Origin of the sequence: Streptomyces sp. NPDC049577 (genome assembly GCF_040675635.1) — a bacterium.
Lineage (GTDB): Bacteria > Actinomycetota > Actinomycetes > Streptomycetales > Streptomycetaceae > Streptomyces.
On record NZ_JBFAPH010000297.1, the window covers coordinates 1 to 7,859 of the forward strand.

5 protein-coding genes and 2 pseudogenes are annotated in these 7,859 nt (G+C 71.8%); 2 read left to right on the top strand and 5 right to left on the bottom strand.

Annotated elements, in window-relative coordinates; translation table 11 throughout:
• Positions 1–357 (top strand): annotated as a pseudogene (locus tag AB0K09_RS25970) (hypothetical protein); the annotation flags it as partial.
• Positions 358–885: 528 nt separating this feature from the next.
• On the opposite strand, the pseudogene AB0K09_RS25975 reads toward AB0K09_RS25970, so the two are convergent.
• Both AB0K09_RS25975 and AB0K09_RS25980 read right to left on the bottom strand, forming a co-directional pair.
• Positions 886–2,306: pseudogene (locus AB0K09_RS25975) on the bottom strand (amino acid permease); the annotation flags it as partial.
• A gap of 457 nt (positions 2,307–2,763) precedes the next feature.
• Complete coding sequence (locus AB0K09_RS25980; RefSeq protein WP_366067812.1) at positions 2,764–4,251, bottom strand: GuaB1 family IMP dehydrogenase-related protein; 1,488 nt, start codon at positions 4,249–4,251, stop codon at positions 2,764–2,766.
• A gap of 166 nt (positions 4,252–4,417) precedes the next feature.
• On the opposite strand from AB0K09_RS25980, the gene AB0K09_RS25985 reads away from it, so the two are divergent.
• The gene (locus tag AB0K09_RS25985; RefSeq protein ID WP_366067814.1) at positions 4,418–5,434 is read left to right on the top strand and encodes an aldo/keto reductase family protein; all 1,017 of its coding nucleotides are present in this window, start codon (positions 4,418–4,420) and stop codon (positions 5,432–5,434) included.
• A gap of 67 nt (positions 5,435–5,501) precedes the next feature.
• Here AB0K09_RS25985 and AB0K09_RS25990 read toward each other — a convergent pair whose 3' ends face one another.
• From AB0K09_RS25990 to AB0K09_RS26000, 3 genes are all read right to left on the bottom strand, one after another.
• The gene (locus tag AB0K09_RS25990) at positions 5,502–6,707 is read right to left on the bottom strand and encodes a cytochrome P450 (protein ID WP_366067815.1); all 1,206 of its coding nucleotides are present in this window, start codon (positions 6,705–6,707) and stop codon (positions 5,502–5,504) included.
• Positions 6,704–6,961, bottom strand: a complete 258-nt coding sequence (locus AB0K09_RS25995) for an MbtH family protein (protein ID WP_366067816.1) — start codon at positions 6,959–6,961, stop codon at positions 6,704–6,706. Before AB0K09_RS25995 ends, AB0K09_RS25990 begins: the two co-directional genes overlap by 4 nt.
• Positions 6,962–7,054: 93 nt before the next feature.
• The coding region (locus tag AB0K09_RS26000) for an SDR family oxidoreductase (protein ID WP_366067817.1) at positions 7,055–7,859 on the bottom strand (805 nt) is incomplete at its 5' end.

A 7,859-nucleotide genomic window follows, 5' to 3' on the forward strand; every position in this document is an offset into this window, starting at 1 on the left:
CCACCGCCGCGAGCAGCCCCGCGTACACGCCCCGCCGCCAGTCGAGGAACTCGCTCCAACCGCCCCGCGCCAGACCGAAGGTCCCGGCGGTGTTGCGAACCGGTCGTCGAGTCCCCGGCGCCGGGTGAGGTCGTCTGGCGGGACGACACCGGCGTCACCTGCCGGCGCTGGAACTGGCGCCAGTGCACCCGCACCCGGCTCACCCTGGACACCACGCGGGCGGTGTTCATCCTGGACGCGCTGGAGCCGATGGACGACGAACGCCTCGGCCGCGCCGGGGAGGCGCTGACCGAGGCGTTCGTCGCGACGAATCCGGGGGTCCGGATCTCCTCGCGGCTGATCACCGCGAGGAGCTGACCGGGAGGCCCCGGCGGATCACTGCTGGTCCGGGGTCGCCTTCTCGGCTGCCGCCGGCTTGGCCGTGGCCGACTTGGCCGTGGCCGTCTTGGCGGGCGTCGTCTTGGCCGGGGCCGTCTTGCGCGGCGCGGCCTTCTTGGCGGCGGCCTTGGCGGGAGCCGCCTTCTTGGCCGTGGTCTTCTTGGCCGTCGTCTTCTTCGCCGTGGTCTTCTTGGCGGCCGTCTTGCCGGCGGCCGTCGTCTTCTTGGCGGCCGTCGTCTTCTTCGCGGCGGTCTTCCGGGTGGCGGCCTTCTTGGCCGTACCGGCGGCCTCGGCGGGGGCTTCGGCGGGGGCTTCGGCAGCGGCCTCGGCGGAGGCTTCGGCAGGGGCCTCGGCGGAGGCTTCAGCAGGGGCCTCGGCGGGGGCCTCGGCGGAGGCTTCGGCAGGGGCCGCTTCGGGAGCCTTCCCGGCCTGCGCCGGCTCCGCCTTCACCTCGACGGCCTCGGACTCCACCGCGACGGACGCGCCCGCGAGCTCGACCGCACCGCGCGCCAGGCGCGAGTTCCGCATGCCGTACGCGAAGTAGACCACCAGGCCGACGGCCATCCAGGCGCCGAAGACCTCCCAGGTGATGACATCCAGGCTGGACATCATGTAGACGCAGAGCGCAAGCCGATGGCCGGGAAGACCGGGGCCAGCGGGATGCGGCGGCCGGCGAGCGGGACGCGGACCCCGGCCAGCGGGACCCGGAAGCTGCGCTTCATGTCGGGGCGCTTGAAAAACAGCACGATCACGGCGACGTTGACCAGCGCGAAGGCGAAGAGCGTGCCGATGCTGGTCGCGTCGGCCAGCTGGCCCAGCGGGATGGCCGCGGCCAGGACGCCGCAGAACAGCGAGACGATCACGGTGTTGGCGCGCGGGACGCCGGTGCGCTCGTTGACCTTGGCGAAGGTCTTGGGGACCAGGCCGTCGCGGGACATCGCGAAGAGGATGCGCGTCTGGCCGTAGAGCACGGTGAGCACGACGCTCGCGATGGCGATGACGGCACCGGCGGCCAGCAGCACCGACCAGAAGCTCATGCCGGTGACGTCCTTCATGATCCCGGCGAGTGCCGCCTCGGAACCCTTGAACTGGCCCCACGGCATCGCGCCGACGGCGATCGCCGCGACGAGGACGTACAGCGCGGTGACGATCAGCAGCGAGAGCATGATGGCCTTGGGCAGGTCCCGCTTGGGGTCCTTGGCCTCCTCGCCCGCCGTCGACGCGGCGTCGAAGCCGATGTACGAGAAGAACAGCGAGGCGCCCGCGGCGCTGACGCCGCCGAGGCCGAGCGGCATGAACGGCTTGTAGTTGCCGGCCTTGATGCCGGTGAAGGCGACGGCGCAGAAGAGCAGCAGCGCCGCGATCTTCACGCCGACCATGATGGTGTTGGCGCGGGCGCTCTCCTTGGCGCCGCCCAGCAGGAACGCCATGCACAGCAGCACGACGAGCAGGGCGGGCAGGTTGAAGATGCCGCCGTCGACGCCGGGCGGATTGGCCAGCCAGGCCGGGATCGTCACGCCGATCGTGCCGTCGAGGAGTTCGTTGAGGTACTGCCCCCAGCCGACGGCGACGGCCGCGACCGAGACGCCGTACTCGAGGATCAGGCACCAGCCGCAGACCCAGGCGACGAGCTCGCCGAGGGTGGCGTAGGCGTAGGAGTACGAGGAGCCGGAGACGGGGATGGTGCCCGCCAGCTCCGCGTAGGACAGCGCCGAGAACAGCGCGGTGACACCCGCGAGCACGAAGGAGATCACCACGGCCGGGCCGGCGTCCGGCACGGCCTCGCCCAGCACCACGAAGATGCCGGTGCCGAGGGTGGCACCGATGCTGATCATGGTCAGCTGCCACATGCCGAGCGAACGGCGCAGGGTGCCGCCCTCGCCCTGACCGCCCTCGGCGACCAGGCGCTCGACCGGCTTGCGCCGCATGAGGCGGGCGCCGAAGCCGGCGGACGGGGTGGTCCGCTGGGGCGGCTTGTCGTCACCGGTGACGGTTGGCGCTGTGCCTTGGTCCAACACTGGGTGGCTCCGTTCATCGCTGCCGGTGGAATCGGCCGGTGACCGCGGCGGTCCCCGGGGCGCGCCGGCAGGGCGGAGGCAACCCGAAGGGAGGGGGGACCGCGAGCAAGCGGTACCCGCCACTCCACGTACTGCGCAGACCCTACGAGGTCAGGGCCCGCGCTCGTAATGCACCATTCTTGCGTACACGCGAACGATCATTGCGTCCGCGGGCCGGGAACAGGCATTCGTTGCATGTCACCTTACGAATCGGTACTTGTAGGCGTCAATTACCTATGGGCGTGACGGCTGCCACCTCGTCCGGGAAATGCCGAAGGGGCGCGGCCCGGGAATTCGGACCGCGCCCCTTCGGGGCGGTATTTCGTGCTTACTGCCAGCTGGCGTGCAGCGGCTTGCCCTCCGCGTAGCCGGCGGCGCTCTGGACGCCGACGACGGCGCGCTCGTGGAACTCCTCCAGGGAGCCCGCGCCCGCGTAGGTGCAGGAGGAGCGGACACCCGCGATGATCGAGTCGATCAGGTCCTCGACGCCCGGGCGGGCCGGGTCGAGGAACATGCGGGAGGTGGAGATGCCCTCCTCGAACAGGCCCTTGCGCGCCCGGTCGTAGGCCGACTCCTCGGAGGTGCGGTTGCGCACGGCGCGGGCCGAGGCCATGCCGAAGCTCTCCTTGTACAGGCGGCCGTCGGCCGTCTGCTGGAGGTCGCCCGGGGACTCGTAGGTGCCGGCGAACCAGGAGCCGATCATGACGTTGGAGGCGCCGGCGGCCAGCGCCATGGCGACGTCACGCGGGTGGCGGACGCCACCGTCGGCCCAGACGTGCTTGCCGTACTTGCGCGCCTCGGCGGCGCACTCCAGGACGGCGGAGAACTGCGGGCGGCCCACGCCGGTCATCATGCGGGTGGTGCACATGGCGCCGGGGCCCACACCGACCTTGATGATGTCCGCGCCGGCCTCGACGAGGTCCCGCACGCCCTCGGCGGCGACGATGTTGCCCGCGACGATCGGGACCTGCGGGTCGAGCGCCCGCACGGCCTTGATCGCGGAGATCATGGACTCCTGGTGGCCGTGCGCGGTGTCCACCACGATGGCGTCCGCACCGGCTGCCAGCAGCGCCTTGGCCTTGCCGGCCACGTCGCCGTTGATGCCGACGGCGGCGGCGATGCGCAGCTTGCCGTCCGCGTCGGTGGCGGGGGTGTACAGCGTCGCGCGCAGGGCGCCCTTGCGGGTGAGGATGCCGGCGAGCTTGCCGTCCGCGTCCACGGCGGGGGCGAGCTTGCGGTGCGCGGCGTCGAGCCGGTTGAAGGCCTCGCGCGGGTCGATGTCCGCGTCGAGGAGGAGCAGCTCCTTCGACATGACCTCGGACAGCTGGGTGAAGCGGTCCACGCCGGTCAGGTCGGACTCGGTGACGACGCCGATCGGGCGGTGCTCGCCGTCGACGACGACGCCCGCGCCGTGCGCCCGCTTGTGCAGCAGGGACAGGGCGTCCGCGACGGTCTGCGTCGGGGCGAGGACGATCGGGGTGTCGAGCACCAGGTGCCGGCCCTTGACCCAGGAGATGACCTCGGTCACGACATCGAGCGGGATGTCCTGGGGGATCACGACGAGCCCACCGCGGCGGGCGACCGTCTCCGCCATACGGCGGCCGGCGATCGCGGTCATGTTGGCGACCACGAGCGGAATGGTGGTGCCGGTCCCGTCCGGCGAGGAAAGGTCCACGCCCTGACGGGAGCCGACCGCGGAGCGGCTCGGCACCATGAACACATCGTCGTACGTCAGGTCGTACGGCGGCTGCTGGTCATTGAGGAAACGCACGTGCTGAACATCCCAGTCGTTCGGAGGCGACCCCCGACAGGGCATGCCGGGGGAAAAGCACGTACTTCATTCTCACATGACCGGTGGCATGCCCGGCGAGGGCCGAACGTCCACAGTCTCCGGAGGGGTCTGGTCGGATCCTCCAAGAAGATCGTTTCACGGTACCGGCGGTACGGGCGTCACCGGTGGGGCGCCTGGGTAGCGTGCCGTCATGGAATACGGTCACCTTGGGCACAGTGGATTGATTGTCAGCCGGGTCGCCTTCGGCAACTGGTTGTCCGGAAGCTCCGATCGCGGCGAGGAGACGCAGATCGCCTGCGTGCGGGCCGCGCTCGACGCCGGGATCACCACCTTCGACACCGCCGATGTGTACGGCGACACACGCGCGGAGGAATTACTCGGCCGGGCGCTGAGGGGTGAGCGCCGGGAGGGTCTGGAGATCCTCACCAAGGTCTTCGCCCCCACCGGCCCGGGCCGCAACGACCTCGGCCTCTCCCGCAAGCACATCCTCGAGTCGATCACCGGCTCCCTGCGGCGGCTGGGGACGGACCACGTGGACGTCTACCAGGCGCACCGCTTCGACCCGTCGGTGCCCCTGGAGGAGACCATGGAGGCGCTGGCCGACGTGGTCCACTCGGGCAAGGCCCACTACATCGGCGTCTCGGAATGGACGGCGGACCAGATCCGGCGCGGTCACGCGCTCGCCCGCGAGCTGCGGATATCCCTGGTGTCGAACCAGCCGCAGTACTCGGCGCTGTGGCGGGTGCCCGAGGCCGAGGTCATGCCGGCCTGCGCGGAGCTGGGCGTCGGGCAGATCGTCTGGTCGCCGCTGGCGCAGGGGGTGCTGACCGGCAAGTACCTGCCGGGCCGGCAGGCTCCGGCCGGTTCCCGGGCGACGGACAGCAACGACGGCTCCGAGTTGCTGGCCGGCTGGCTGAAGGACGAGGTCCTGGGCCGGGTCCAGGAGCTGAAGCCGCTCGCCGCCGAGGCCGGGCTGACGCTCGCGCAGCTGTCCCTGGCCTGGGTGCTGCGGAATCCGGGGGTGTCGACGGCGGTGCTCGGCGCGTCCCGGCCCGAGCAGATCACGTCCAACGCCGAGGCGGCCGGTGTCCGGCTGGACGACGACCTGATGGCGAAGATCGACGCCGTGCTCGGCCCGGTGGCCGAGCGGGATCCCGGCCGGACGCGGGAGAGCGGTCCCACGTCTCCCGGCTGGCGGCTCGGCTGACCCTCCCCCGCCCCTGGGCGCAGGGCGCCTCCCCGCGGACGCGGTCGCGTCCGCGGGGAGGCGGCGGTCACCAGCGGACCGGAAGCCGCAGCAGGCTCCTGACCTGCATGCCGTCCTTCCATTCGAGAGATTCCACGGGCTCGGCGAACCGCAGGCCCGGCAGCCGCGTGAGCAGCGATTCCAGCGCGACGTGCAGCTCCATCCGGGCGAGCGGGGCCCCGAGGCAGCGGTGGATCCCGTAGCCGAACCCCAGATGCGGGTTCTCCTCCCGGGTGATGTCGAACTGGTCCGGGTCCTCGAAGACGGACTCGTCGCGGTTGGCCGAGGGGATCGCCGGCAGGACGGACTCGCCCGCGCGCACCAGCGTTCCGCTCAGCTCGACGTCCTCGGCGGCGTACCGGGCGAAGGTGACGTGCGAGATGAGCGGGACGTAGCGCATCAGCTCCTCGATCGCCGTGGGCATCAGCTCCGGCCGGCGCCTGAGGAGGGCCAGCTGCTCGGGGTGGGTGAGCAGGACGTACAGGGAGTCGATGAGCTGGGAGGAGACCGTCTCGTGCCCGGCGATCAGCAGCACGGTCGCCAGCTCCACCAGCTCCGTCTCGGAGAGCTTCTCCTCCTCGTCGCTGGCCCGCACCATGGCGCTGATGAGGTCCTCGCGGGGCTCCGCGCGGCGTCGGTGCATGAGGTCGGCGATGTATCCGTGGAGGGCCGCCGTGCCCTCCTCGGTCTCCTCGGCCGTCATCACGGTGGTGGCCGAGAAGGCGTCGAGCCACTGACGGAACCGCTCCTGGTCCTCGAACGGGACGCCGAGCAGGTCGCAGACGACGGTGCCCGCCAGCGGCACGGCGAACTGCTCCATGAGGTCCGCGGGCCCGTCCGCGGCCATGAAGCCGTCGATGAGACGGGCCGCCACCTGCTCGATCTTGGGGCGCAGCCGTTCGATCCGCACCTCGGTGAAGCTGCGGGACAGCAGCCTGCGCACCCGGGTGTGCTCGGGCGGGTCCATGCCCAGGATGCTGGTGTGGATCGGCAGCGGGGTCAGCCGGGACTCGTCGTGCTCGGCCGCCAGCGCCCGGCTGAAGCGGCGGTCGCCGAGGATCGTCTTCATGTCCGCGTGCGAGGTCACCAGCCAGGCGTCCTCGCCGAACGGGCAGCTCACCCGGACGACGGGCTGTTCCTGCCGGAGCTTGGCGTACATGGGGTCGACGTCCAGGGCCACCGCCTCGTTGAAGGGGTAGCGCAGGGGTCGCTGGGGCTCCTGTCGTGCGGTCACGCGGACTTCACCTCCGGGACGTCCGGGACCTGCGCGACCCGCGAGGACCGGCTCTGGTATTCGACGAGACTCTTGGGACGCATGTCGGTCCAGTTCTCCTCGACGTAGTCCAGGCACTCCTGCCGTGTGCCCGGTCCGTGCACGGCGGTCCAGCCGGCGGGCACGTCGGTGAAGGAGGGCCACAGGGAGTGCTGCCCCTCGTCGTTGACGAGGACCAGATAGGTCCCCTGGGCGTCGTCCCATGGATTGCTCACTACGGCGTTACCTCTTCCTGGATGTGGTTCCGGGTAGGGGAGGTCGTGCCGGGGCCCGGTGGGGCCCGGCACGGTTGCGGCCGCGCTCGTGGATCAGTGCGCGGCGGTCGGCGGGAAGAATCCGGTGGCGGCGAAGTGGTCCGCGTACGTGCGGATCAGCTCGCCGTCGAGCTGGGGGAAGGAGAGCGCCGAGTCCGCCAGTCCGGCGCGCGTGTTGGCCCGGTCGAAGCGGATCCGCCCCAGGCGCGCGAGCGTGGGCAGGATGTCGCTGAGGAGCAGGGCCGTGTCGAGGAGTTCCCGCTCCGCTCCGGTCGCCGCGTCCGCCTGCCGCCGGAGGGTGCGGATCCACTCCTCGTGCGGCAGGGTCTCCAGGCGGTACCCGTGGTCCCGCAGGTGGTCGAGGACCTCGCTCAGCGGGAGCGGCTGCGGGCAGGTCAGGTGGTGGGCGCGGCCGTGGGCGCGGGGGTTGCGCGAGAGGTGGACGACGGCGGCGGCGGCGTAGTCGACGGGCACGAGGTCGACGAGCGCCTCGGAGCCGTCCGTGCCGGCCGTCCCGGGAGCGGCGCCCGTGGCGAGCATGGCCCGGACGAGCTGCCAGAGCACGTCCCGGCCGGAGCCGGCGCCGCTGCGGGTGTGGCCGCTGACCCGGCCGCACCGGTGGACGGTGACGGGCAGGCCGCGCCGGGCCGCCTCCCACACGAGTTGCTCGGCCACCCACTTGCTGGCGGCGTAGCCGCCCGGCACGAGCGACCCGGGCTCCACGCGGTGGTCCTCGGGCACCGGGTCCAGCGTCTCGTCCGTGCCCACGGACACGGCGGCCGTGGAGACGTAGTGCACGGGGACGGGTTCGGTCCGGGTGGCGAGCCGGAGCACCTCGCGGGTGCCCAGCACGTTCGCC

What these genes read in the sequence shown, in the direction of transcription:
- AB0K09_RS25985 (WP_366067814.1), top strand. Translation starts at nt 4,418, where the DNA reads ATGGAATACGGTCACCTTGGGCACAGTGGATTGATTGTCAGCCGGGTC.
- AB0K09_RS25980 (WP_366067812.1), bottom strand. Translation starts at nt 4,251, where the DNA reads ATGCCCTGTCGGGGGTCGCCTCCGAACGACTGGGATGTTCAGCACGTG.